The organism is Streptomyces angustmyceticus (assembly GCF_019933235.1).
Lineage (GTDB): Bacteria > Actinomycetota > Actinomycetes > Streptomycetales > Streptomycetaceae > Streptomyces > Streptomyces angustmyceticus.
Genome location: NZ_CP082945.1, coordinates 3,625,817 through 3,649,042, shown reverse-complemented (window position 1 = coordinate 3,649,042; position 23,226 = coordinate 3,625,817). Strand labels below are relative to the sequence as shown.

Below are 23,226 nucleotides of genomic sequence, written 5' to 3'. Positions count from 1 at the left end.
CCGCCCACATAGTTGAAGGACGCCTTCGCCTTGCGGGGGAAGGCGAGACTGGGCCCGGTGGCCACGTCGCCGCCGAGCTTCTTCTGCGCAGGGCAGCCGATCACCGCGAAGTCGTCGTGCCGCGCGGCTTGCACCTACACGCCCCCATCCACGGACCGATTCGTGGCTCCGGTCAGACGGGGTGCGGATCAGTGATCCCCGGCTGTCCAGGGCCGCCCTCGGCGGACGCCGGCGGCGTGCTGTGGAGCTTCAAGTGGGCGACCACCGCGGCGTGTAGCGGGGCGGCGCCCCCAGGCTGCCCCGGCATGCCGTCAGCCCATTCGACGCCAGGGTGCAACTCATGCCACTTAGGTCGCAGCTGGTTGCTCTCGCGCCCTGAGCCCTGTCGGTTGACCCCGAACCCCTCCAAGACGACGTTCCAGACTGGTCGGAGCTCGCTGATCATCAGGCGTTCGGCCATGGGGGTGAATAGGTCGTCGGCGGGGAGGAAACGCGCGTGGAAATGCCCTAGTTCGAGGTCCAGAGCCTTGTCGATCTTCCTGGAATGCGCGCGCAGTCGATCCCGGAGTTTGTGGCCTTCCCAAGCGTGCCCGACGGTCTCGCCCTTACGGCTGCCCTTTGGGTCGGCTTTGCCCACGTAGATGGGGATGTGGAACATCGAGGATGAAATGGGCTGGTACAGCTCGTGGTCACCCGTGTAGTAGATGGCGTAGATGCCCGAACCGCGGAAGTCGGGTATCTCTCCGAGCGGGACGGCTTGTGTGGAGACCAAGGCCCAGAGCACGCTTCGTCCAAGGTTCTCGCGCCGGAGCGGGTCGTAGATCGAGTCCCGGCCCGCCGGGGCGGGGGGTATGGCGCCGCTCGATTCTGGCGACTCGCTCATCACGGGTGTGCCTCCACTCGGGGTCTCTGTGACCGGGAAGGTGTCGGTGGCGTGGGCCACCGGGGGTGACTGTAGTCGTCCAATCGCGACTTCCATTTCTCAAGCGACACCATGATCACCAACTCCGCGGTATGGTTTTCCTGGTACTGAGCTGCGAGGAGTGTGAGTCATGCAACGCACGTCGGTGGAATTGTTCGCAGGGGGCGGAGGGCTGGTTCAAGCCGGGGAGAAGGCCGGATTCCGGCACCTGCTGCTGAACGAGTTCGCTAAGCGGGCTTGCGAGACGCTTGAGGCCAACGGCTACAAGGCGTGCGAGGAGGGGGCTCGACCGTCGCTCCCGAAGGCTGGCGAGAAGGCGCCCCTCGTCGCCGGGGATGTCCGGAAGCTGGACATGGAATACCTCAGGGAGCAGGAGGTCGATCTGCTGGCGGGTGGACCGCCGTGTCAGCCCTTCAGCTTGGGGGGGGTGGCCAAGGGGGACGAAGACCAGCGCAACATGTTTCCCGAGATGTTTCGCGCGGTGCGGGAGATTCGTCCGAAGGCGGTGCTCTGCGAGAACGTCCGTGGTCTACTCCGACCCTCGTTTAAGCCGTACTTCGATTACATCCAGCGCGAGTTGGAACTTCCGTTCGTGGAGCGGCGGGAGGGGACGGCCTGGTTCGAGCACGATCGGGTCTTGCTGGAGCGCCTGAAATCGGAGGACACCGACCCTTCCGAGCGCTACGAAGTCCTGAAGATGAGTGTGAACGCCGCGAACTACGGGGTGCCGCAGATCAGGAACCGCGTGATCCTTGTTGCCTTCCGCGCGGATCTCGGCGTTGATCTGGAAGCGGTCGAGAAGGCGCTGCGGCCCACGCACTCCGAGGCGGCATTGGTTCGAACGTTTCTGGATGGCTCGTACTGGGGGGAGGGCCGGCACTCGGATGTGGAGCAGCATGTCCAGGACCGCGTGATGGCCCGGTACGGTGATGAACTCCCCTTCGGCGAAGGGGACGACGGGGGCCTCGCGCCCTGGCGTACCTTGCGAGACGCGATCGAGGGCCTCCCCCCGATCAACCTCAAGAAGCTGGACAAGGACACTCCGCAAGGGGGCGTGCCGGATCACATTGGCTGGCCAGGCGCGAAGATCTACGACGGCCACACCCCCAACGAACTGGACAGGCCGGCCAAGACGGTCAAGGCCGGCGTGCACGGCGTGCCCGGCGGCGAGTCGGTCATGCTGCTGGACGATCGGAAGAAGGACGAAGGCTCGGGAGTGTGGACCTACCTCCATCGCTACATGACGGTGCGGGAGACCGCCCGCGTCATGACCTTCAGGGACGACTGGAAGTTGAAGGGGCCCCGCGGCGAGCGGATGCGGCAGCTCGGGAACGCCGTGCCTGTCCAGCTGGGTGAGGTCTTCGTGAAGGCTGTGGCCGACGCGTTGGACGTGGCGGAAAAGCGAACATGAGCGGAGCCGGGAAGGCCCGGCAGCGAGGCTGGAACGAGCAGCCTCCAGCGGACTGGGCTTGGAAGGGCCGTCCTGGGCGGAGTCGTGAGGCGCTGGCGGCCGAACAGGACCGAGCGGCAGGTGGGCGCGAGGGACGCTACGTGCGCCTGGACGACGAGCGGTACGCCCTCGCGTCCGTGGCGCTGAAGGTCCTCCCGCGAACGCGGCGGATCCAGGCGTATTTGCGATGGTCCGACAAGGGGCGCTCGCCCGCCCGTCACCTCGGCCAGGTCGAGCGCGACACCCGAGCGGCAAATCTAGTGGCTGGCTGGGAACTGGCCCGAGATAAAGGACTCGTCGGTCCGCGGCCAGTGCCGGAAGGCTCCTGGGCGACCTCGCGTGCGGTGCGGGCGTCGATGCGGGGCAACAAGGGGCGAGACACCAAGCCCGAGAAGCGCATCAGAGCGATCCTGCATAGAGAGGGACTCCGCTACCGGGTCTCCCAACGCCCCGTCGCGGAACTGAGGCGTACGGCCGACCTCGTCTTCACGAAGGCGCGGGTCGCCGTATTCGTCGATGGATGCTTCTGGCACGGCTGTCCGGAACACCATCGTCCGGCGGCACGCAACGCGGAGTTCTGGAGCGCCAAGATCGAGGCGAACCGGGCGCGCGACGAGGAGACGACGCGGCTGCTGGTGGACGCGGGATGGCGAGTGATCCGTATCTGGGAGCACGAAGCCCCCGAAGAGGCCGCGCAACGGGTGAGCGCCGCCGTGCGTGGGCTGGAGGAGCCGGAGGGGCCACAGGGCGCCGTCTCGGAGCAATCCGTCGATGGTGTCGGACGCCCGGCGGAGGACGATCCGACCGTCGACGTCACTGAACACGACTAGTGACGTCCCCACGTGCAGTCCGGCCTCGACCAGGACGCCCATAGGGATCTCGACGCGCCCTCCCTCTCGGTGACGACCACTTCCGCCGGTTCTCGAACTCCCGAGTCTGCCACGAGGTATCCGTTGGGGGGGCGAGCCGCCGGCCCCGGGGATCCGTCATTTGAGGAGGCGATGTCAGTGGTCCCACCTACCATTTGAAGCAGCTTGAGACCGTCCGGTCCGCCTCGCAGGTCAGCGGCCAGAGTCTCGCGCGGCACGGGAGCACGGAGAGCGCGGCACAGGTATCGAGGAGGGGACCGCAATGAAGATCACCCCATCAGCACGCATCCTGCGGATGCTGGGCGAGATCGAGTTCGACGAGTGGCAGTGCGTAGCGGAGCTGCTCGACAACGCCTTCGACGACTTTACGGAGATCCAGAGGTCGGGCGAGCCGTGGGCGGGTGGGTTCCGGGCCAGCGTGACGCTGCCCAGCTCCGCGGCCAGATCGGACGACGCGCAGGTCGTCATCGCGGACACAGGCCGGGGCATGAGCTACGAGACCCTCGAGCGCGCGGTGAGCGCCGGTTGGTCGAGCAATAACCGCTTCGACAAGCTAGGGCTCTTCGGCATGGGGTTCAACGTCTCCACCGCCCGACTGGGGCGTCGCACGAGGGTGTTGACGACGCGCGTGGGTGATGACGAGTGGATCGGTGTCGAGATCGACCTGGACCGAATCCAGGACGATTTCGAGGCGGTGGACATCAGGGAGCCGAAGAATGACCCGAACGAGCACGGCACCCGGATCGAGATCAGCCGACTCTACGCTCCTCGTCGGGACTGGTTGCGACGTAACGAGTCGAACCTGAGCCAGACCCTCGGGCGGGTGTACTCGTGGCTTCTCGACAACCGGCCCTTCGAGCTGTGGGTCCAGGGGAAGCGCGTCAAGCCGCGTCGCCACTGTCGCTGGGGTGACGAGCGGCTCGTGACGTTCGGGACCGGCGCCAAGGCGGAGAAGATCCCCGCGTACATCCGGATCGACGAGAAGCTCGACGACGCAGAGGCATGCCAGGACTGTGGGAACTGGCAGCATCCCGACCACGGCGTCTGCACGCAGTGCGGCGGAGGCGTACTGGTCGCCCGAGCGCGTCGCATCCACGGATGGCTGGGTGTGCAGAGGCACCTGCACAAGCGGGAGTTCGGCATCGACTTCCTGAGGAACGGCCGGAAGATCCTGCAGTGGGACCAGAGTCTCTTCCAGTGGAAGAACCCGGATAACCCACTCGCGGCCCTCGACGTCGAGTACCCGGTGGAGCTCGCCCACCAAGGTGGCCGGTTGATCGGCGAGATCCACCTGGACCACGTGCCGGTCACGTACCAGAAGGACGCCTTCGAGTACGGCGACAGGAGTTGGCGCGGCGCGGTGCAGCTGCTGCGTGGCGAGGGCCCTCTGCTCCCGGACAAGGCGAGGAAGGCGGGCTACGCGCAGAACGACAGCCCGCTCGCCAAGTTGGTGAGGGGATACCGTCGCAACGACGCCGGTCTGCGTTACCTCACCCCGGGTGACGGTAAGCGTCCTATCCACGAGGAGACGAGGAAGTGGGCCGAGCGATTCCACCGAGGTGACGAGGAGTACCAGTCCGACGACATCTGGTGGGACGCCGTCATCCGGCACGAGAGCGAGAACAAGCAGGGAAAGGTCGACGCGGCGAAGGCGAACACGCCGGGAACGGCAGACGAGGACGCTGTCCGGGACGCGTTGGGGGCGGGCCCCCGAAAGCCGGTGGCCTCGGAACCCGCCGCGCCGCGGCCGGTGACGGCACCGGACACGCCGAGGCCGGAGACCACCCAGGAGCGCATCGCCCGTTACACGTCGGACTCGGAGTCCGTCCCACGCCTCTCGAAGGACTTCGGCCTGCCGAGCATGGGAGCGTTCCTGAGCGTCGACACCCGGCGGCTCAAGAACGGGTCATTGCGTGACGACCACGGGCAGGAGACCCCGGTCCTCCTGGTCCAGCGGGGCGGGCGCGAGGTAACGGCGTTTCTCGACCCGCGACACCAGAGCCTCGCGGTACACGGGATCGACGAATCCGAACTCCTCCTCGGGGAGATCGCCACGGTCCTCAGGGTCAAGGCCGACAGCAAACTCACCCTGTCGAGCCTCGTGGCCGCGCTCCGAGTCGAGTGCCTCCCCGACAGCATCGTCCGCGTGGAGGCGGTCACGGCCGAGGCGCGTGAGTTGATGGCGGACATCCGGGAGCGGATGGCAGCCAAGGTCGGCCAGGACCCCGGCCGGGCGTTCCAGCTCCTCGACCCGGACGAAGTCACCGCGATCGAGAACGAAATGATCGCGAGTGGCCGAGTGTCGGGCACGAACAGTCTCGGCGAGACCGCCGACTTCATCCCGCACGCGCCCGCCCTCTTTATCGTGAAGCTCCTCGAATCTTGGCCGGAGGCGTTCATGGACGGTCACGTCTTCGCCGGCCCGTACACGACGGTCTCCTCCCCATCGGCCCGCCGACTCAGCCTGGCGCGGACCGCCGGCTACCTGACCGACGTGGCGACACTGACCGGTTTCAGCGGCGGATCGGCGAGCCCGGACCAACTGCAGCGCACCCGCCTGAGCACCCGCCTGCTCGCCGACGAACTGGTGGAGGAGCGGTGAGCGCGGGTGGGTTCCTCTCAGCGGAGGAACTACTCGCGGGAGGCCCACGCGGCCTGCCCCACGCCATCGAGCGGGCGCTGTGGCACCTCGGATTCAGCGACGTACGGGTGGTCGACGGGGCCGGAGACGAGGGCGCGGACCTGCTCGCGGTCAGGGACCGCGAGCAGTGGGTACTCCAGTGCAAGTGGTCGTCCCGAGGGACGATCGGGAGGGAAGGCGTCGACGACCTGGAGCGTGCCCGTACCCGCTATCGCGCGGATCGGTCCGTCCTGGTGACGAACACGGCGCTAAACCGTACCGCGGAGGCGAGGCGTACCGCTTTGGCTTCCGTGGGGATCGAAATCGCCGTGTGGAATGGCCCCACGCTCGCCACGATCTGGGAGCGCATGCCCGACCGCGTCCCCGGCGGCATCGAGCTGAGGCCCTACCAGCGCGAGGCCGCCGACGCGATCGAGAAGGACCTCACACGGCACGGCACCGCCCTCCTCGTGCTCGCCACGGGCCTAGGGAAGACAGTCGTCGGCGGAGAGACGATCGCGAGGTACCTGAGCAGGTCCCCCGGGGCCCCGGTCCTCGTGGCGGCACATATGAAGGACCTGGTCGAGCAGCTCGAACGAGCCCTCTGGCGACACCTGGACAAGCGGACGCCGACCCGGCTGCTCACCGGGGACACGCGGCCGACCTCCCTGGACGGAGTGCTCGTCGGGACCGTCGAGTCCGTCCTCGGGGCGGTCCGGAAAGGGCACCGCCCGGAACTCGTGATGATCGACGAGACCCACCACGTCGGGGAGAACGGACGGTTTGCGGAGCTACTGGATCTGTGTGGTGATGCGGCCAAGCTCGGTGTCACAGCGACCCCGTGGCGCGGAGACAAATTCGACATCACCGCGCGCTTCGGACCGGCGAGCCACACCATGGGTATCGCCGATGGTATGGCCCACGGCTACCTCGCGGCGGTCGACTACCGACTCTTCGTCGACAACATCGACTGGGACGCGGTGAAGGAAGTAAGCCAACACGGCTACTCCATCAAAGAGTTGAACCGGAAGCTATTCCTCCCCCAGCGGGACGAGGAAATCATCGAGAGGTTCAGAACCGCCTGGAGGGAAACGCGCGACCCCCGGGCGATCCTGTTCTGCCAGACGATCGAGCACGCCGAGCGCGTCGCCGCGTTGCTCGCGGCCTCCGACCAAGCGTGGGAGAACGCGTCCTTCCTCCACAGCGGGTTGCCACGTCAGCGTCGGCAGGTACTGCTGAACGAGTTCAGGTTGGGGCGGGTCCCCGTCATCACCTGCGTCGACGTTTTCAACGAGGGCGTCGACGTCCCCGACGTGAACCTGATCGGATTCCTTCGTGTCACGCACAGTAGGCGGATCTTCGTCCAGCAGCTGGGCCGCGGGCTTCGTCTCAGCCCCGGAAAGCGCGCCCTGAAGGTACTCGACTTCGTGACGGATATCCGCCGGGTCGCGGCGACGCTCGACCTGCGCCGAAACCTGGAGGCTGCCGACACCGAAGTCATGAACAGGGCCCCGACTGGCGAGTCGCGCATCGAGTTCAACGACGAGACGGTCGGCAGCTTGCTGGACCACTGGATCGAAGACGCGGCGGACCTAGAGACGGCCGCCGACGAAGTGAAGTTGCAGTTCCCGGATCGAGGGGGAATCCACTGAGATGGCCATACCGCGCGAGATCGAGATGGAGATCGTCCGTCGTCTGTACGAGGAGGCGGCGGACAAGGGCTGGACGTACCTGACAGACCGGGAGCGGACCGAGATCTACAACCGGTGGGTGCGGTCGCACGAGATCGGGGAGCGCCTAGCCCTCTACCTGAAGGATTCGGAGGGCGTCCGTTACTGGCTCAAGGACTGCCCGATGAAGGAGTACTCAAGGGCCGTCTACGGGATCGGCAAGTACGCGAAGGTGGTGAGCAACCCGCGAGCTGGGGTGGACACCCTGGTCAAGCAGACCATGGGGTCGGAGTGGGTCGCGGACCTTGGGACACGCCGCATCAAGCCGCTGCGTGTCACGCTGCGGAACGGAGAGGAGGACACCCACTTCACCTGGGGGCCGCAGCGTGATCTGAAGCATCTGGTGTGGGCAGCCCTGCGGGCGGAGGCCGACGGTGATCCCACCCCTTGGACCGTCTGCGTGGTCAGCTCGTTCGTCGCGCCCATCCCCATCGAGGAGAAGCACGCCAATCTGCGGCTCGGCGAGAGGTGTGGGCTCAGGATCGAACACGCGACGGGAGAATGAGCGAGATGACGCAGGGGGGCGCGCTCGCGTCGATCTGGGGCCATTGTCTGGACGATCGTCAGCGTGACGTCCTGACCAAGCGGCACTCCGGGGAGCGGCTGGAGTCGATCGGGAAATCCCATGGAATCACCCGCGAGCGCGTCCGCCAGGTCATCGGACTCGCCGAGCAGTCGCTCACGGCGATGGCGGACATAGTCATCGCGGGGTGGCGAGAAGAAGTCCTCGCGAGGTTGGAAGGCCATGGGGCCGTGGCAGAGGAATCCCTCGTGGACATCTTCGATGACCCCGAAGGCGTCGTCCGCCACGCGCTGCTGCGCGCGGCGGACGGTATCGAAGAGTGCCGCACGTGGGCGGGAAGAGCGCATGGCATCTGGGCCACGCGCTCGGATGCCCTCGACGGTCCGCTGAGCGAGGTCATCGGTCGGGCACCATTCCGTGCCGCGGAGCTGAGAGAGACGGCTTGCTCGCTCGGGATTCCGCGTTCCGTCCCCCTGAACTCGATCCTCAGCCACCCCCGTAGTCCGCTCGTCTCCGACGTCAACGGGGACTGGGTGCGACGTCGTGCGAAGGGACGGGACTCGGCTTACCTGTGGTTGGCCGGCGAGGGTGAGCCGCGACGAGCGGATGCGATCAGCGCCGCCATCGGTGGGAAGGGCGAGCGGGCGATCGCTGAATCCATGCGGCGGGACGGCAGGTTCCGATTGCTGCGGCCAGAAGGGAACTGGGCCCTCTCGGAATGGCCACTCCCGCAGACGAGTCAGTATGGGAACGCCCTCGACGCGATGATCGGAACCCTCCGCGAACACGGCGCGCTGAGCAAGGATCGACTGTTCGCGCTCACAGCCCGGGCCTATCCGGTAGGCACCGCCAGACTGCTCCAGTGCCTCATCAGCGACAGGATCGGCGCCACCGAGGACGGGTGCATAGACCTCGTCGAGCGGGGCGCGGTCCCGATGGAAGAGAAGGAACCCAGGAAGCCCCCTCACATGGTGGTGAGCGAGTCGGGAAACATCGTCGGGGTGCGGCTCACCGTGGACCACGAAGTCCTCCGCGGGAGCGGGGTCATCGTGCACAACTGGCTCACCTGGTACATCGGTTTGAGGCTAGCGCCGACGTCGAGGGACTTCGCGGTGGACGGAGGTCTAGGGATGTTGACGGTCCGCCGCAACACCGGAGGCGCACAACTCTCCAGCCTCCGGGGGCACGTCGTCGCGTCCAGGATGAACGAAGGGTGCCAGGTCATAGTGCTCCTGCGCCTCGACTCCGGCACGGCCTCGATCGTCCATGTCTGTCCGTCCGATGACCGTGTCGGTATGACGTGCACGACAGGGAGCACGGGCCGTGGTCCAGCAGGCGAATCCGCTGGCTGGCGGTGAAGACCGGCCGGAGACCGCGGTCGTCGCGGACGAATCGGAGTCAGTCCGCGCGCAATGTCGTCCAGAGACGCGGACGCTTAAGTGGGCGAGTTCAGCACTAGACGTGTCGAGCGCGTGAGCGATGCGTGAGCGGACGCACCAGTATCACCTTGGACGACATGGCAGTGATCGACCAGGCGTAAGCTCCTGACCAGGCAGAATGGGACCTGACGCGATCACCCGATATGGCCCGTCACGATCCCGCACCCCCTCGTAATGCGTAGGTCTCGGGTTCGAATCCCGAAGGCGGCTCAGTGGAAAGGCCAGGTCACGCAGTCCGTGACCTGGCCTTCTGCGTTGTTAGGGGCTTTGTGGGGGCGGAATGCGGTGATCTTTGCCGCCTTGTGTGTGGCCGTTGTGTGGCCATCAGGTCGGCTGGGGTGGATGAGGTCACCGGTGTCGCGAGTGAGTACTCAGCCCGTCTCAGCCGGTCTCGGTCGGTGTGCTGTCGGGTTTCGGCCGTGGCGTGCTGCTCGGTGTCGGTGGCTGCTGCTCTCGGCTGTGGGGCGAGGAGGGGGCTGGGTCTGCCTGACTGCTTGTACCCGCGGTGCAGCCAGGGCGGGGTTCCGGGCCCAGCGAGTAGTTCCACCTGACGGAATGGCAGGTGGGAAGCGGCGCTAGGCTCACCGCAGTTGGAGGTAGGGCCGAGGCGCGCGGTGCGGGCGGTCTCGGTTGGTGTCCTGATAGCCAGGGGGAAGCGTGGCAGCACCGCGGATCAGGCGTGGGGGGAGCGGGACGGCCATACGCCGGGCCCGGCTCGCACGAGCGGGGCGGCCGGCTGGTGCGCCGCAGGGTGCGGACGGGCCGGAAGGCGGGTCGTTGCGGGACAAGAAGGTGTGGATCGCCGCGCTGGTGACGGTGTTGACGAGCCTTGCCGTGCTGATCGCGCAGGGGGGTTGGGACTGGCTGACGGGCGAGCTGTCGGAGCCCCCGGGGTTGACGGCGTATGCGCCCAGCATCGATGGCTGTGCCCCGCGATATTTCGACGACGGTGAGTTGAAGGAGTTGGGGACTCCGGAACAGGTGCGTCGCGGCGGGGTGATGATTCCGACCGCCGAACTCTGGCCAACGGTCCATGTCACGTTGCAGGCCAAGACGGGGCAGGCGATCGTCGTCACGGGGGCCCAGGTGTCCGTGCTGTCCTCCCGCTCTCTTCCTGAGCGGGGCGCAGTGGTCAAGGCGACCGACTGTGGCGGAGGGATGGATGAACGAGCCTTCGACGTCGACTTGCGGGCAACGCCCGTTGCGCTGAAGCCGACCGTGGAACGGACCGCTCAGGGCGCGGTGGTGCGGAGTCGCGATTTCCCGTACAAGGTGTCGTCCGGTGATCCTGAGCAGCTCGCCTTCCACGTGAAGAACGTGGACCGGGACGTGCGATTCGCGATCACGCTGAAGTGGGTTTCCGAGGGGGAGCCAGGACGCACCCGGCTCGACAACGGCGGCCGTGGTTATCGCGTGATGGCCCTGCCGAAGAGCCTGCCTCGCTATGACCTGGCCGAGGTAGTGGGGCACAGGCCGGCGCGGTAGTCAGGATCCTCTGCGAGACGCGGGCACGTGCTGCCGGCCGAGGTCGGCCCGGTTCGGCCGGCAGGTCGTGCGCGCCCCGGGTCAGCCCACCGACCACCGCGCCCCCGACGGGGTGTCCTCGATGGTGAGGCCGGACTGGTGGAGTTGGGCGCGGAGGGTGTCGGCGGTGGCGTAGTCCTTGCGGGTGCGGGCGGCCTGGCGTTGGTCGAGGACGAGGTGGACGAGGGAGTCGACGACGCCGTGGAGGTCGGTGGGGCGGTTGGTGCCGGTGCCGGACCAGGGGGCGTCGAGGGGGTCGAGGCCGAGGACGCCGAGCATGGCCCGTACCTCCGCCAGGCGGGCCGCCGCCGAGTCCTTGTCGTCGGTGGTCAGGGCGGAGTTGCCCTGGCGGACGGTGGTGTGGACGAGGGCCAGGGCCTGGGGGACGCCGAGGTCGTCGTCCATGGCTTCGGCGAAGGCGGGTGGGACCTCGGGGGCCGGTTCGACGAGGCCGGTCTTCTCGACGGCGCGGTGGAGGAAGCCCTCGATGCGGGCGAAGGCGGACTCGGCCTCGTGGAGGGCTTCCTCGCTGTACTCGATCATGGAGCGGTAGTGCGGGGTGCCCAGGTAGTAGCGGAGCACGATCGGGCGCCAGCGGGTGAGCATCTCGGTGAGCAGGACGGAGTTGCCCAGGGACTTGGCCATTTTCTCGCCGCTCATGGTGACCCAGGCGTTGTGGGTCCAGTAGCGGGCGAAGTCGTCGCCGTACGCCTGGGCCTGGGCGATCTCGTTCTCGTGGTGGGGGAAGACCAGGTCGAGGCCGCCGCCGTGGATGTCGAAGGCGGTGCCCAGGTACTTGTGGGCCATCGCCGAGCACTCCAGGTGCCAGCCGGGGCGGCCGCGGCCCCAGGGGGTGTCCCAGCTGGGCTCGCCCTCCCTGGCGGCCTTCCACATCGCGAAGTCGCGGGGGTCGCGTTTGCCGGTCTCGCCCTCGGCGGAGGGCTGGCGGAGGTTGTCCAGCTCCTGGTGGGAGAGCTGGAGGTACGGCGGGAAGGACCGGACGTCGAAGTAGACGTTGCCGTCGGCGGCGTAGGCGTTGCCGCGCTGGATCAGGCCGTGCATCATCTCGATCATCTCGGGGATGTGGCCCGTGGCACGCGGTTCGTAGGTGGGGCGCAGGCAGCCCAGGGCGTCGTAGGCCGCGTTGAAGGCGGTCTCGTTCTCGTAGCCCAGCGACCACCAGGGGCGGTTCTGTTCCGCGGACTTGGTGATGATCTTGTCGTCGATGTCGGTGACGTTGCGGACGAACGTCACGTCGTAGCCGCGGTGGGTGAACCAGCGGCGCATGAGGTCGAAGTTGAGCCCCGACCTGATGTGCCCGATGTGCGGGGCGGCCTGCACGGTCGCACCGCACAGGTAGATCGAGACGCGGCCCGGCACGAGCGGGGTGAAGTCGCGGATCTGCCGGGTGCCGGTGTCGTACAGGCGGATCGTCACGCGGGTCTTCCTTCCGGTCGCGGGCGGGGCCGGTCCGCGGTGCGGGCGGCCCGGAGGAACGAGGTGATCAGGGCGGGGTCCTTCACGCCGCGGCGGCTCTCGATGCCGCTGGAGACGTCGACGCCCCAGGGACTGGTGGCCCGTACGGCGTCCTGGACGTTGTGCGGGGTGAGGCCGCCGGCCAGCAGCCACTTCCCCTCCGGCGGGGTGAAGCGGTCGCCGGACCAGTCCCAGGGGACGCCGGCGCCCGGCACCGCGGCGTCGAGGAGCAGCAGGTCCTCGCCGAGTTCGCCGCGGCGCGGGACCCGGTCGCGGACGGCCGTGCCGCGGATCGTCGTCCAGCCGGCCGCGCCGAGGGCGTCGTAGTAGCCGCGGTCCTCGTCGCCGTGCAGCTGCACCGCGCGCACCCCGGAGCGTTCGGCCAGGGCACGGACGTCGTCGAGCGGCTGGTTGCGGAAGACGCCGACCGTCAGCAGTCCTTCCGGGGCGCGGCGGGCCAGGGCGCGGGCCGTGGAGGCGTCCACCTGGCGGGGGCTGTCCGAGAAGACGAAGCCGATGGCGTCGGCGCCCTCCCGGACGGCGGTGTCGACGGCCTGCTCGGTGCGCAGGCCGCACACCTTGATGAAGAGCGGGGTGTGCACGGGGGAATTCCTTGTCGTCAGCGGCTGGCGAAGGCCAGTTGGATGCCGATGCCCACGAAGGCCGCGGCGAAGGTGCGGCGCATCCAGGCCATCACCTTCGGACGCGAGATGACATGGTCGCGGACGGCGGCGGCGAAGCCTCCGTAGACGGCGAAGACGACGAATGTCATCAGCATGAACACGCCGCTGAGTTCCAGCATGCGCGGCACGGAGTTCGTCTCGTCGGCGGGGACGAACTGGGGGAGGAACGCCAGGAAGAAGATCGAGAGCTTGGGGTTCAGGAAGTTGATGAGGATCGCCGTGCCGGTGACCCGGAGCGAGGAGTGCTCCTCCTCCTGGTCCTCCACCTTCAGGGTGCCCTGCTCGCGCAGCGTGTTCCAGGCCATGTAGAGCAGGTAGGCCACGCCCAGGTACTTGAAGGTCTCGAAGACCACCGCGCTGGTGTGCAGGATCGCCGCGAGGCCGGCGATGGCCGCAGCCAGGTGGGGCACGATGCCGAGGGTGCAGCCGAAGGCGGCCACCACGCTCTTGCGGAAGCCCCGGGATAAGCCGGTGGCGATCGTGTAGAGGGCTCCGGTTCCGGGTGAGACGACGATGACGAACGACGTGATCAGGAATTCGATGCTCATGGGACGTGCTCCTTGCTCGGTACGGCGCCGCCCGGCGGCGCCCTTCGGGGACGCGTTCTCGACGGGCGGCGCAGGGGTGCTCTCGTGGCCGGCTCGAACCCGCCGGCGGGAGGAACGCTACTGGCTAGCGGGCCAGCAGGGCGCGTGTCGCGGACTCGACATCCGCGGAGCGCATCAGGCTCTCCCCGATGAGGAAGGTGTGCACCCCCGCCGCGGCGAGGCGGCCGAGGTCGGCGGGGGTGCCCAGGCCGCTCTCCCCGACGACGACCCGGTCGGCGGGGACCTTCGGCGCCAGCGCCTCCGCCGTGCTCAGGGAGGTCTCCAGGGTCTTGAGGTTGCGGTTGTTGATGCCGATCAGGCGGGAGCGCAGCGCGGCCGCCCGCTTCAGCTCCTGCTCGTCGTGGACCTCGACCAGGACGTCCATGCCCAGCTCGAAGGCGGTGTCCTCCAGCGTCGCGGCCGTCTCGTCGTCGAGGGCCGGCAGCATCAGCAGGATGCAGTCGGCGCCCCAGGCGCGGGCCTCGACGACCTGGTAGGGGTCGTACATGAAGTCCTTGCGCAGCACCGGCAGCGAGGTCGCTTCGCGGGCGGCGGCGAGGTGTTCCCGCGCCCCTTCGAAGGAGGGGGCGTCGGTGAGGACCGAGAGGCAGGCCGCTCCGCCGGCCTGGTAGGCGCGCGCCAGGGCGGGCGGGTCGAAGTCGGGCCGGATGAGGCCCTTCGACGGGCTCTTCTTCTTGATCTCGGCGATCAGCGCATAGGCGTTCTCGGCGCGGCGCCGCTCGATGGCGGCCAGGAAGCCGCGCGGCGGGGGAGCGGCGTCGGCTTCGCGCCGGAGCGCCGGCAGCGGCACCGCCTTCTTCGCGGCGGCGATCTCGTCGAACTTGTAGGCGGCGATCCTGGTCAGCAGGTCGGTCACTTCATTCTCCTGTCGCGCTCGATGCTGCGGCGAGCCGGTCGAGGCACTCCCTGGCCCGGCCGGAGTCGAGGGATTCCTCCGCCAGTTCCACCCCGGCGGCGAGATCGGCGGCCCGGTCGGCGGCGACGAGCGCGGCCGCGGCGTTGAGGACCGACACCTCCCGGTAGCGGCTCCGGTCCCCGTCGAGCACCGCGACCAGCGCCTTGGCGTTGCTCGCCGCGTCACCCCCGCGGAGGTCCTCCGGGCGGCTCGGGGACAGGCCGACGTCCTGGGGCGCTATCCGGAAGGTCCGTACCGTGCCGTCGCGCAGTTCGGAGACGGTGGTCGGTCCCGTGGTGGTGATCTCGTCGAGTCCGTCGGAGCCGTGGACCACCCAGGCGCGGGTCGAGCCGAGTTCGCCGAGGACCTCGGCCATCGGCTCGGTCCAGCGGCGGGAGAAGACGCCGACGAGGTGGTGCCGTACGCCGGCCGGGTTCAGCAGCGGGCCCAGCAGGTTGAAGATGGTGCGGGTGGCCAGTTCGACGCGGGTGGCGGCGACGTGCTGCAGGGCCGGATGGTGTGCCGGGGCGAACATGAACCCGATCCCGGCCTGCCGCAGGCAGCGCTCGACCCCCGCGGGCGTCAGCCCCGTACGGACCCCGAGGGCGTCCAGGACGTCCGACGAACCGGAGCGCGAGGACAGGGCGCGGTTGCCCTGCTTGGCCACGGGCACGCCGGCGCCGGCGACGATGAACGCCGCGCAGGTGGAGATGTTGTAGGAGCCCGATCCGTCGCCGCCCGTGCCGAGCACGTCGACGGTCCCCTCGGGCGCGGCCACCCGGCGCATCTGGGTGCGCAGGGTGGCGGCCGCGCCGGCGAGTTCGTCCACCGTCTCGCCGCGCACCCTGAGCGCCATGAGCAGGGCGCCCATCTGCGAGGGAGTGGCCTCGCCCGACATCATCCGGCCGAAGACGTGCGCCGACTCGTCGCGGGTGAGGGTGCCGCCGGTGGCGGTCTTGTCCAGCAGTGCTCTGAACCGTTCCATCACGCCTCCGACCGGACGACGGCATTGCTTGCGGGCGGCATGGCCTGGTCCCAGTCGAGCGCCACGTTCTCCCGCCGGAAGGGCGTCCAGTCCGTGAGGCCGGTGTCCAGGGTGCGCGCGAACTCGTGGCCGCTGTGGACGGCGGCCGCGATGATGCCGGGACCCAGGCAGTCGCCGACCCGGACGACGCGGCGGACGCCGGACGCCGCGAGGGCCTGGGGATCCTCGTTCCGCAGTTCCTGGTAGAGGGTGTCGCGCGGCACCATGCCGGTGGCCAGCACGACGGCGTCGGCCGGCACCTCGGTCTCCCGGCCGGTGTAGACGCAGGCCAGGTGGGCGGCCCCCGCCTCGGTACGGGCGAGCGAGGTCAACGGCCGCACGGACGCGCACAGTTCCAGCATCCGGCGCGCGATCCGGCGCTGTTCGGCCGTCTGCTGGGTGAAGGCGGCGACCATGCTCTCCGGGGTGACGAAGGTGACCTCGCAGCCGTGCCGCACCAGGTGTTCGGCGAGGACGTTGGCCATGTAGTAGTGGTCGTCGTCGAAGAGCACCACCCGGCCGGACGGCAGCCGGCCGTCCATGATGTCGTCCGGGGTGAACACCGGGAGCCGGTCGAGCCCCGGAACGGCGGCGGTGTGGTGCCGCCCCACCCCGTCCCGCCGCCATACCGCGCCGGTGGCGACGGCGACGAGCGAGCACCCGGCCTCGTGGACCAGCTCGGGGGTGACCTCGTTGCCGGGCAGCAGCTGCACGGTGCGCATCGAGCGCAGTTGCTGCAGCCGCCAGTCCCTGACCCGGGCGTAGGTGGCCAGGCCCGGCAGGCGGCTCTCGCGGGTGACGCGACCGCCCAGCTCGCGGCCGCGCTCGGCGAGGATCACGCTGTACCCGCGCTGGCCGAGGGCGCGGGCCGCCTCCAGCCCGGCCGGTCCGCCGCCCGCGATGAGGACGGTGTCGTCGGTGGTGCGCCGCTCGATGCGCTCGGGGTGCCAGCCGCGGCGCCACTCCTCGCCGGTGGTCGGGTTCTGGGTGCAGCGGAACGGGGCCCCGGCCCGGTCGAAGGCCACACAGATGTTGCAGCCGATGCACTCCCGGATGTCGTCGAAGCGCCCTTCCTCGACCTTGCGGGGCAGGAAGGGGTCGGCGATGGAGGGGCGGGCGGCGCCGATGAGGTCGAGGGTGCCGCCGCGGATCATCGAGACCATGGTGTCCGGCGAGGTGAACCGCCCGACGCCGACGACCGGCTTGGTGGTCACGCTCTTCACGAACTTCACGTACTGCTGCTGGTAGCCCTCGTCGCTGAAGCGGGCCGTGGCGCCGTCGTTGTCGAAGTTGCTGACGTTGACGTCCCACAGGTCGGGCAGTTCCGCGAGCATCTCGACGACGTCGTAGCCCTCGCCGTCGGCGGTGATCCCGCGCTCGCCCATCATCTCGTCGACGCTGAAGCGGACCGCGACCGCGCACCGGTCGCCGACCGCCTCCTTGGCGTCCTCGATCAGCTCGCGCAGCAGCCGCGCACGGTTCTCCAGGCTGCCGCCGTACTCGTCGGTGCGCTGGTTGCGGCGCCGGGAGAGGAAGTTGATGGGCAGCGTCATGTCGTGCCCGGCGTAGACGTAGACGATGTCGAAGCCGGCGCGCTGCGCGTTGACCGCGGCGGCGCGGTGCCAGCGGCGGAAGGCCCGGATGTCGTTCTTGTCCATGGCGCGCGCCGTGCCGGGGAACAGGCCCCGGGTGGCCTCGACGCTCGCGGCGATCGGGACGGCGCGCGATTCGAGGTTGCTGACGTGCGCGCCGTTGTGGGCCAGCTCGACGCCGGCCAGGGCGCCGTGCTCGTGGATCAGGTCGGTGGCGCGGGCGAGGTAGGGGATGTCCTTGGCGTCCCACAGGCGCAGTTCGCGCTGGTGGTTGCCGGAGTAGTGGATGTCGCACTGTTCGGTGCAGACCACCCCCCAGCCGCCTTCGGCCTTGACGCCGCGCATCGCGGCCATGGAGCTGGGGAAGGCGCGCCCCATGCCGTTGCAGTGGGGCACCTGGTAGAAGCGGTTCTTCGCGGTGACCGGGCCTATGCGGACCGGCTCGAAGAGGACATCGAAGCGCTCGGGGCGTGGCATCGTGATCCTTCGGCGTCAGGGATGCGTCGGCTGCGGGGCCGGGTAGGCGCGTGCGCCGAAGATCGCGCTGCCCACCCGCACATGCGTGGCGCCGTACTCGACGGCGGTGGCGTAGTCGCCACTCATCCCCATGGACAGGTGGTCCAGTCCGTTGCGGGCGGCGATCTCCGCCAGCGCGGAGAAGTGCGGTTCCGGCGGCTCGCCCACCGGGGGAATGCACATCAGCCCGATGACGTCGAGGCCGTGCACCTCCCGGCAGGCGTCGACGAAGGCGTCCGCACGGTCGGGCAATACGCCCGCCTTCTGGGGCTCGGCACCCGTGTTGACCTGGACGAACAACCGGGGGCGCCGGCCTTGTGCGGCGCACTGCCGGGCCAGCGCCCGGCACAGCGAGGGCCGGTCGACGGAGTGGATGACGTCGAACAGCGCCACCGCGTCCCGCGCCTTGTTGGACTGCAGCGGGCCGATGAGGTGGAGTTCGAGCCCGGGGAACCTCTCCCGCAGGCCGGGCCACTTCTCCTGGGCCTCCTGGACCCGGTTCTCCCCGTAGACCATGAGGCCGGCGTCGAGGGCCGGCACCAGGGCCTCGGGGGAGACGGTCTTGGAGGCCGCGACGAGCGTCACGGACTGTGGCGGGCGCCCGGCTCGCGCGCAGGCGGCCGCCAGGGTGGTGCGCACCTGCTCCAGGCCGCTGACCTGGCCGGAAGCGGGCGGTATCGGATGTGTGCTGCTCACGTTGGCTCGTCCTCGGGGGAGTAGTTCAGAATTCCAGCCGTCGCTGCGCGGGGTCGAACACCGTCGTGTCGGTGACGCGGACGCCGAGGCCCGCGAGGCCCAGGTCGAGCTCCGACTTGAGGGCGGCGAGGTCCTGCGCGGCCGACGCGTGGTGCGCCTCGATCACCATCAGCACCCGGTCGGTCTCTGCCGACACCACGGACCGGGCGCTCTGCCGGTACGTCCAGCGGCGGGCGTGGGCGTTGCCCTCCGGGTCGGCGAAGACGACCTCGCCCGGGGCCGGGTGCTCGGTCTCGCCCTGGAAGGTCTGGTAGGTCTCCGACCCGTCGGCCGGCCGGACGGTGATGCCCTCGGTGACGTGGGCGCAGTCGAACGCGGCGATCGGGATGCCGTAGGCCATCGAGACGAAGTTCAGGTAGTCGACCAGGGGGTGGAACGACGGCATGTCGTGCGACTTGCGGTAGCGCCGCAGCAGGGCCTCGGAGGCGCACCGGTACTGGGTCGGCTTGAGCCCCATCCGCGAGAAGGCCTCGCGCCAGGCGGCGATCTCCGGCATCTCGGCCTCGCCGGCGGCGGCCTGGCGCTCCTCGACCCGTTTGGCGAGGTCCCCGAGGCGGTCGCTGTCGTTCTTGGCGGCACGGACGTTGTCCGCGACGACGACCAGGGCCCGCAGGTCCGGGTGGGTGTTCCAGATGGCGTCGGCGTGCGTGAAGTACATGGTGCTGTCCCAGGGGTGTGTGGAGCGGTGGGTGGTCACGGGTAGCGGTGGCCGCGGTCCCAGGGGCCGTCGGGCTTCTCCCTGCTGAAAACGAGCCGCTCATGCAGGCGAAACGGCCGGTCCGACCAGAACTCGACGTAGACCGGGCGGATGCGGTAGCCGGTCCAGTGCGGGGGCCGGGGCACCTCTTCGCCCTCGAAGCGGGCGGTCTCCCGCCGTACGGCCGCGTCGAGTTCGGCGCGGCCGGAGAGCGGCCGGGACTGCTGACTGGCCCAGGCGCCGATGCGGCTGTCCCGGGCGCGGGAGGCGAAGTAGGTGTCGGCCTCCGCGTCCGTGACGCCTTCGACCGGTCCGCGGAAGCGCACCTGCCGGCGCAGGGTCTTCCAGTGGAGCACCGCGGACGCCTGCATGTTGGCGCCGAGCTGGGCGCCCTTGCCGGAGCGGCTGTTGGTGAAGAAGACGAAGCCCTCGGGGCCGTGGTCCTTGAGCAGCACCATGCGGACGTCGGGCAGCCCGTCCGCGTCGGCCGTGGCGAGCGCCATGGCGTTGGGGTCGTTGACCTCGGCGGCGCCGGCTTCGTCGAGCCAGGTGCGGAACAGGTCGAACGGGACGGTCTCGGGGGCCTGCGGTGCGGCGGTCTGTGCCGGTTCACCGGTCTCGGCGATCTGCGCGGACATCGTTTTCTCCTTGGGCGGCGGCGGGCGGCCGGCGCGGCGGTGGAGTGGAGCGGCGGGAACGGAGGGGCGCGGTGAGGGCCGCGCGTCAGGGGGCGCGGCACCGCGGCGTGCGCGGGAGGCCCACGCCGCGTGCCGTCGCCGGGCGACTACTGCTTGACCGGCGTCTTCTCGGTCAGGAGGTGGCGCCACTTGTCGAGTTCGCCGCCGGCCGAGGTGACCAGGTTCATGGTCCCGTCGGCGGCGATCAGCACCTCGGCGGCCGGCGGGACGTTCAGGAACTCCATGTGCTGGGTGGCGCAGTAGGCCCCCACGTCGAGGATCACCAGGTGGCAGCCGGCGCCGACGCCCTCGGGCACCTGGACGTCACCGGGGAGGATGTAGTCGTTGCGCAGAATGGTGCGCCCGCGCACCGCGGCGCTCGTGGTGGCCCCACCGGTGATCTCCCGCATCGCGGAGTCCAGGAAGGCCACGTTGTGGTTGCGGTCCCGGAGCTGGGCCGACGGCATCAGCATCCGGCAGCCGTTGGTGACCAGGATGCTGGAGACGGGCGTGGTGATGACGCCGCGTTCGATGTCCAGCAGCAGCGCCCCGGTGTCGGCCAGCACGTCGCGGGCCGGCTCGAAGAGGAACGTGACGTCCTCGGGTATCTCCATGCGGGCCGCGGACTGCGCGATCCGCCGGAAGTACTCGTGCCAGTCGAAGTGCTTCTCCGACTCGGTCCAGGCGTCGTAGTCGAAGCCGTGGCCGCCGGCGAAGTTGATCGACCGGGCGGTGGGGAAGTGCTCCAGGTAGATGCTGAAGACCTGCTCGACGATGCCGACCATCTCTTCGAGGGAGTTGCCGCTGCCGCAGTAGACCTCCAGGCCCTCGAGGTCGCGCTCGTACTCCTTGAGCAGGGCCGCGAGCTGTCCCAGCTCCCCGTACTTGATGCCGGGCTTGCCGGAGTCGAGGCTGTCGATCCGGACGCTGATCGTCGGGGCGTCGGTGCGCAGCGAGTAGGCGACCTCGTCGAGGCTCGCCAGGAACGTCGGGTGCCCGGTCTCGTCCCAGAAGGCGATCTCGCGGTCGGAGACGTGTCCCGGGGAGACGATGAACTTCTCGAACCCGAACTCGCGCAGGATGCGGTACTCGCTCGGCAGCTGGACGAGGATGCCCACGCCGTCGACGTCCTTCAGCGGTTCCAGGACATGCGGATTCGAGTTGGGGAAGAACGGGATGTACAGCTCCACCCTTTCGCCGAGGCCGGCCGCCGCGGCGGCGTCCTTGACCCGGCCGAGGTTCTTCCGGAACTGCGCTTCGCTGTAGACGAAGACCGGAGTTCCCGCCTGTTCGGCGAGGCGCTTCAGGTCGATGTCCTTGAACCATGAATGAGTTAACGCGGTCATGACTAACCCCCACAGGTGCCTGAAGAAGTAGCCGCGCACATCTGGGAGTACGGGAGTCGCCTGCTGGCTCGCCCCCCTGCGGACGCTCCCCCCATGCGCGCACAGAAGCCAGCTACGAGATGAATTGACGTTGCGTCGTCAGCGCGTGCCAAAGAAGTACCAGCGGCGCTCCGGAAATCGCAAGGGCAAGGAGATCGTTGTGGCCGGATGTCGGCTACACCTATCGGTAACCGCAGGTCGAGGCGGTTTATGTGGCCGGACACCCCGTCTCGGGAATCCTGCGGGGCGGCCGGTTTCCGTCTTCCTCTTGTTCGCCATCCGGACGGCTGTTGACGGAACGGAACATGCTCTCGCTAGTATTGCGGCAGTATTTCGGCGGCACCGCAGGGGAAGCCGAAAGGCGGAATCCTGCATTCCGGAAATCTGGAGTGCCTGCAACGTTCCATGCTCCTTGTTTCGTGCTGCCTGTGGTGGCCGTGTGCCCGAGTGGTTGAGGGGATCGCCTGCAAAGCGATTTACATCGGTTCGAATCCGGTCGCGGCCTCGATAAGTCCCTGTGCGTCCTCCGCAAAGCCATTGCGGAGGACGCCCAGGGGCGTTGGAAAAGGGAGGCGCCATACGCTTTTCCGGGAAATCCCTCGCGCCCCCGACACCCTCACGGCCGCCTACGGGCTCCCGGGAGCCAGGTCCACGACCGCCGCCGCCCCGCCGTCCGCCGGGTTCTCGTACGTCACCCTGGCGTCCAGCACCCGCGCCTGGCCGCTGACGATGGTGAGGCCCAGGCCGATGCCGGCGCCGCGTTCGCGGGCGCCGGTGCGGAACCGCCGGGGGCCGTGGCTGAGGAGTTCGGCCGGGAAGCCGGGGCCGTGGTCGCGGACGCGCAGGGCGGCCCCGTCGACCTCCAGCGTGACGGGCGGGGCGCCGTGGAGCCGGGCGTTGGTGATCAGGTTGGCCAGGACGCGCTCGACCCGGCGCGGGTCGGTCGTCACGGCCACCTCGCGGCGCACCACCACCTCGACGTCCCCGCCCGCCGACGCGGCCGCCCGGTGCGCCAGCGCGCCCGTGCGGATCTCCTCGCACTGGGCCAGCTCGACGCCCGGCACATCGAGCCGCGCCACCTCCAGGACGTTCTCCACCAGGCTGCGCAGGGTGTCCACGCCCCCGCTGACCAGCTCGGCCGGGCGCCCCGGCGGCAGCAGCCCGACGGCGGTCACCAGCCCCGCCACCGGCGTGCGCAGCTCATGGGCGATATCGGCGGTGACCTGCCGTTCGGCCTCCAGCCGGGCGCTGAGCGCGTCGGCCATGGTGTTGACGGCGGCGCCGAGCCGGGCGATCTCGTCCGTGCCCCGCGGGCGGACCCGGTCCGTCAGATCGCCGTCCGCGATCCGCTGCGCCGTGTCCGCGGACGCGGCGATCCGCCGTCCCACGCCGGCCGCCGCGACCACGCCCAGCACACAGCCGAGCGCCGTCACGGACGCGCCGGAGCCCAGCAGCACCCGGTCGAGGTCGGCGAGCGCGCGGGCCTGCGGAGCGTAGGAGCGCCGCACGGCGAGGACGTCGTGGCCGCTGCGGGTGGCGGCCCACAGCACCGGCGCCCCGGAACCGCCGTCGCGCTGCAGGAAGGTGGCCCGCACGGGACGGCCGGTGACGGTCCGGCGCAGGGCCGCCGGCAGGTCCGGCGGGTTGACCAGGGCGCCGCCGTCGGTGCCTGCGGCGTAGTCGCCGACCGCCTCGACGAGCCGGGCGTCGGCCGCGCGGGCCGCGTTCCGCCGCTGGTCCTCCCCGGTGAGCTGGTGCACCAGCAGTCCGATGAGGGTGGCGACGATCGCGGCCGTGCCGGCGATGACCAGGGCGGTCTTGGTGCGCAGCCCCATGGCGG

19 protein-coding genes and 1 tRNA gene are annotated in these 23,226 nt (G+C 69.4%); 8 read left to right on the top strand and 12 right to left on the bottom strand.

Annotated features, from left to right (window positions below):
* Positions 1 to 172: 172 nt before the first annotated feature.
* Positions 173 to 943 carry an Eco29kI family restriction endonuclease gene (locus K7396_RS16375; protein WP_158101110.1) on the bottom strand — a complete coding sequence of 257 codons (771 nt, stop codon included), beginning with the start codon at positions 941 to 943 and terminating at the stop codon, positions 173 to 175.
* 109 nt (positions 944 to 1,052) lie between these two features.
* Here K7396_RS16375 and K7396_RS16370 point away from each other — a divergent pair, with 109 nt between their 5' ends.
* The 7 genes from K7396_RS16370 (at position 1,053) to K7396_RS16340 (ending at position 11,038) form a co-directional block, all read left to right on the top strand.
* Positions 1,053 to 2,333, top strand: a complete 1,281-nt coding sequence (locus tag K7396_RS16370; protein ID WP_086717293.1) for a DNA cytosine methyltransferase — start codon at positions 1,053 to 1,055, stop codon at positions 2,331 to 2,333.
* A gap of 140 nt (positions 2,334 to 2,473) precedes the next feature.
* The gene (locus tag K7396_RS16365; protein WP_223660020.1) at positions 2,474 to 3,202 is read left to right on the top strand and encodes a very short patch repair endonuclease; all 729 of its coding nucleotides are present in this window, start codon (positions 2,474 to 2,476) and stop codon (positions 3,200 to 3,202) included.
* A 301-nt stretch (positions 3,203 to 3,503) separates the two neighbouring features.
* Positions 3,504 to 5,843, top strand: a complete 2,340-nt coding sequence (locus K7396_RS16360; RefSeq protein WP_086717292.1) for an ATP-binding protein — start codon at positions 3,504 to 3,506, stop codon at positions 5,841 to 5,843.
* Positions 5,840 to 7,513: a DEAD/DEAH box helicase gene (locus K7396_RS16355; RefSeq protein ID WP_086717291.1), complete on the top strand. Its 1,674-nt coding sequence runs from the start codon at positions 5,840 to 5,842 to the stop codon at positions 7,511 to 7,513. The genes K7396_RS16360 and K7396_RS16355 overlap by 4 nt, the downstream gene beginning before the upstream one ends.
* Before the next feature lies 1 nt (position 7,514).
* Positions 7,515 to 8,096: a hypothetical protein gene (locus K7396_RS16350; RefSeq protein WP_086717290.1), complete on the top strand. Its 582-nt coding sequence runs from the start codon at positions 7,515 to 7,517 to the stop codon at positions 8,094 to 8,096.
* On the top strand, positions 8,093 to 9,472 hold the full coding sequence (locus K7396_RS16345; RefSeq protein WP_086717289.1) for a sigma factor-like helix-turn-helix DNA-binding protein: 1,380 nt from the start codon (positions 8,093 to 8,095) through the stop codon (positions 9,470 to 9,472). Before K7396_RS16350 ends, K7396_RS16345 begins: the two co-directional genes overlap by 4 nt.
* 858 nt (positions 9,473 to 10,330) lie before the next feature.
* Positions 10,331 to 11,038, top strand: coding sequence for a hypothetical protein (locus K7396_RS16340; protein WP_086717288.1), 708 nt, complete (start codon positions 10,331 to 10,333; stop codon positions 11,036 to 11,038).
* A gap of 81 nt (positions 11,039 to 11,119) precedes the next feature.
* Here the strand turns inward: K7396_RS16340 and cysS are convergent, their stop codons facing one another.
* The 10 genes from cysS to K7396_RS16290 form a co-directional block, all read right to left on the bottom strand.
* A complete protein-coding gene (cysS, locus tag K7396_RS16335; RefSeq protein WP_086717287.1) occupies positions 11,120 to 12,514 on the bottom strand; it encodes a cysteine--tRNA ligase in 1,395 nt (464 codons plus the stop codon).
* Positions 12,511 to 13,155 (bottom strand): phosphoribosylanthranilate isomerase, encoded by a 645-nt coding sequence (locus K7396_RS16330; protein ID WP_086717286.1) that lies wholly within the window; start codon positions 13,153 to 13,155, stop codon positions 12,511 to 12,513. The genes cysS and K7396_RS16330 overlap by 4 nt, the downstream gene beginning before the upstream one ends.
* Positions 13,156 to 13,172: 17 nt before the next feature.
* Complete coding sequence (locus K7396_RS16325; protein ID WP_086717285.1) at positions 13,173 to 13,784, bottom strand: LysE family translocator; 612 nt, start codon at positions 13,782 to 13,784, stop codon at positions 13,173 to 13,175.
* A gap of 124 nt (positions 13,785 to 13,908) precedes the next feature.
* On the bottom strand, positions 13,909 to 14,700 hold the full coding sequence (trpC, locus tag K7396_RS16320; RefSeq protein ID WP_086717284.1) for an indole-3-glycerol phosphate synthase TrpC: 792 nt from the start codon (positions 14,698 to 14,700) through the stop codon (positions 13,909 to 13,911).
* A gap of 1 nt (position 14,701) precedes the next feature.
* Complete coding sequence (trpD, locus tag K7396_RS16315; protein ID WP_086717283.1) at positions 14,702 to 15,724, bottom strand: anthranilate phosphoribosyltransferase; 1,023 nt, start codon at positions 15,722 to 15,724, stop codon at positions 14,702 to 14,704.
* Positions 15,724 to 17,832 (bottom strand): oxidoreductase, encoded by a 2,109-nt coding sequence (locus K7396_RS16310; protein ID WP_086717282.1) that lies wholly within the window; start codon positions 17,830 to 17,832, stop codon positions 15,724 to 15,726. The genes trpD and K7396_RS16310 overlap by 1 nt, the downstream gene beginning before the upstream one ends.
* A gap of 15 nt (positions 17,833 to 17,847) precedes the next feature.
* On the bottom strand, positions 17,848 to 18,567 hold the full coding sequence (locus K7396_RS16305; RefSeq protein WP_208629109.1) for a YggS family pyridoxal phosphate-dependent enzyme: 720 nt from the start codon (positions 18,565 to 18,567) through the stop codon (positions 17,848 to 17,850).
* A gap of 25 nt (positions 18,568 to 18,592) precedes the next feature.
* Positions 18,593 to 19,324: a B3/B4 domain-containing protein gene (locus K7396_RS16300; protein WP_208629108.1), complete on the bottom strand. Its 732-nt coding sequence runs from the start codon at positions 19,322 to 19,324 to the stop codon at positions 18,593 to 18,595.
* Positions 19,321 to 19,962: a pyridoxamine 5'-phosphate oxidase gene (gene pdxH / locus K7396_RS16295; protein ID WP_086717281.1), complete on the bottom strand. Its 642-nt coding sequence runs from the start codon at positions 19,960 to 19,962 to the stop codon at positions 19,321 to 19,323. Before pdxH ends, K7396_RS16300 begins: the two co-directional genes overlap by 4 nt.
* 146 nt (positions 19,963 to 20,108) lie before the next feature.
* A complete protein-coding gene (locus tag K7396_RS16290; RefSeq protein ID WP_208629107.1) occupies positions 20,109 to 21,347 on the bottom strand; it encodes a hypothetical protein in 1,239 nt (412 codons plus the stop codon).
* 472 nt (positions 21,348 to 21,819) lie between these two features.
* On the opposite strand from K7396_RS16290, the gene K7396_RS16285 reads away from it, so the two are divergent.
* A tRNA-Cys gene (locus K7396_RS16285) sits at positions 21,820 to 21,891 on the top strand.
* A 121-nt stretch (positions 21,892 to 22,012) separates the two neighbouring features.
* On the opposite strand, the gene K7396_RS16280 is transcribed toward K7396_RS16285, so the two are convergent.
* Positions 22,013 to 23,221: a sensor histidine kinase gene (locus tag K7396_RS16280; RefSeq protein ID WP_086717279.1), complete on the bottom strand. Its 1,209-nt coding sequence runs from the start codon at positions 23,219 to 23,221 to the stop codon at positions 22,013 to 22,015.
* Between the last annotated feature and the right edge of the window lie 5 nt (positions 23,222 to 23,226).

Bases quoted from the DNA above. Each gene is read 5' to 3' on its own strand.
- K7396_RS16360 (WP_086717292.1), top strand. From the start codon at position 3,504: ATGAAGATCACCCCATCAGCACGCATCCTGCGGATGCTGGGCGAGATC.
- K7396_RS16310 (WP_086717282.1), bottom strand. From the start codon at position 17,832: ATGCCACGCCCCGAGCGCTTCGATGTCCTCTTCGAGCCGGTCCGCATA.
- K7396_RS16370 (WP_086717293.1), top strand. From the start codon at position 1,053: ATGCAACGCACGTCGGTGGAATTGTTCGCAGGGGGCGGAGGGCTGGTT.
- K7396_RS16280 (WP_086717279.1), bottom strand. From the start codon at position 23,221: ATGGGGCTGCGCACCAAGACCGCCCTGGTCATCGCCGGCACGGCCGCG.
- K7396_RS16325 (WP_086717285.1), bottom strand. From the start codon at position 13,784: ATGAGCATCGAATTCCTGATCACGTCGTTCGTCATCGTCGTCTCACCC.
- K7396_RS16345 (WP_086717289.1), top strand. From the start codon at position 8,093: ATGAGCGAGATGACGCAGGGGGGCGCGCTCGCGTCGATCTGGGGCCAT.
- K7396_RS16350 (WP_086717290.1), top strand. From the start codon at position 7,515: ATGGCCATACCGCGCGAGATCGAGATGGAGATCGTCCGTCGTCTGTAC.
- trpD (WP_086717283.1), bottom strand. From the start codon at position 15,724: ATGGAACGGTTCAGAGCACTGCTGGACAAGACCGCCACCGGCGGCACC.
- pdxH (WP_086717281.1), bottom strand. From the start codon at position 19,962: ATGTCCGCGCAGATCGCCGAGACCGGTGAACCGGCACAGACCGCCGCA.
- K7396_RS16290 (WP_208629107.1), bottom strand. From the start codon at position 21,347: ATGACCGCGTTAACTCATTCATGGTTCAAGGACATCGACCTGAAGCGC.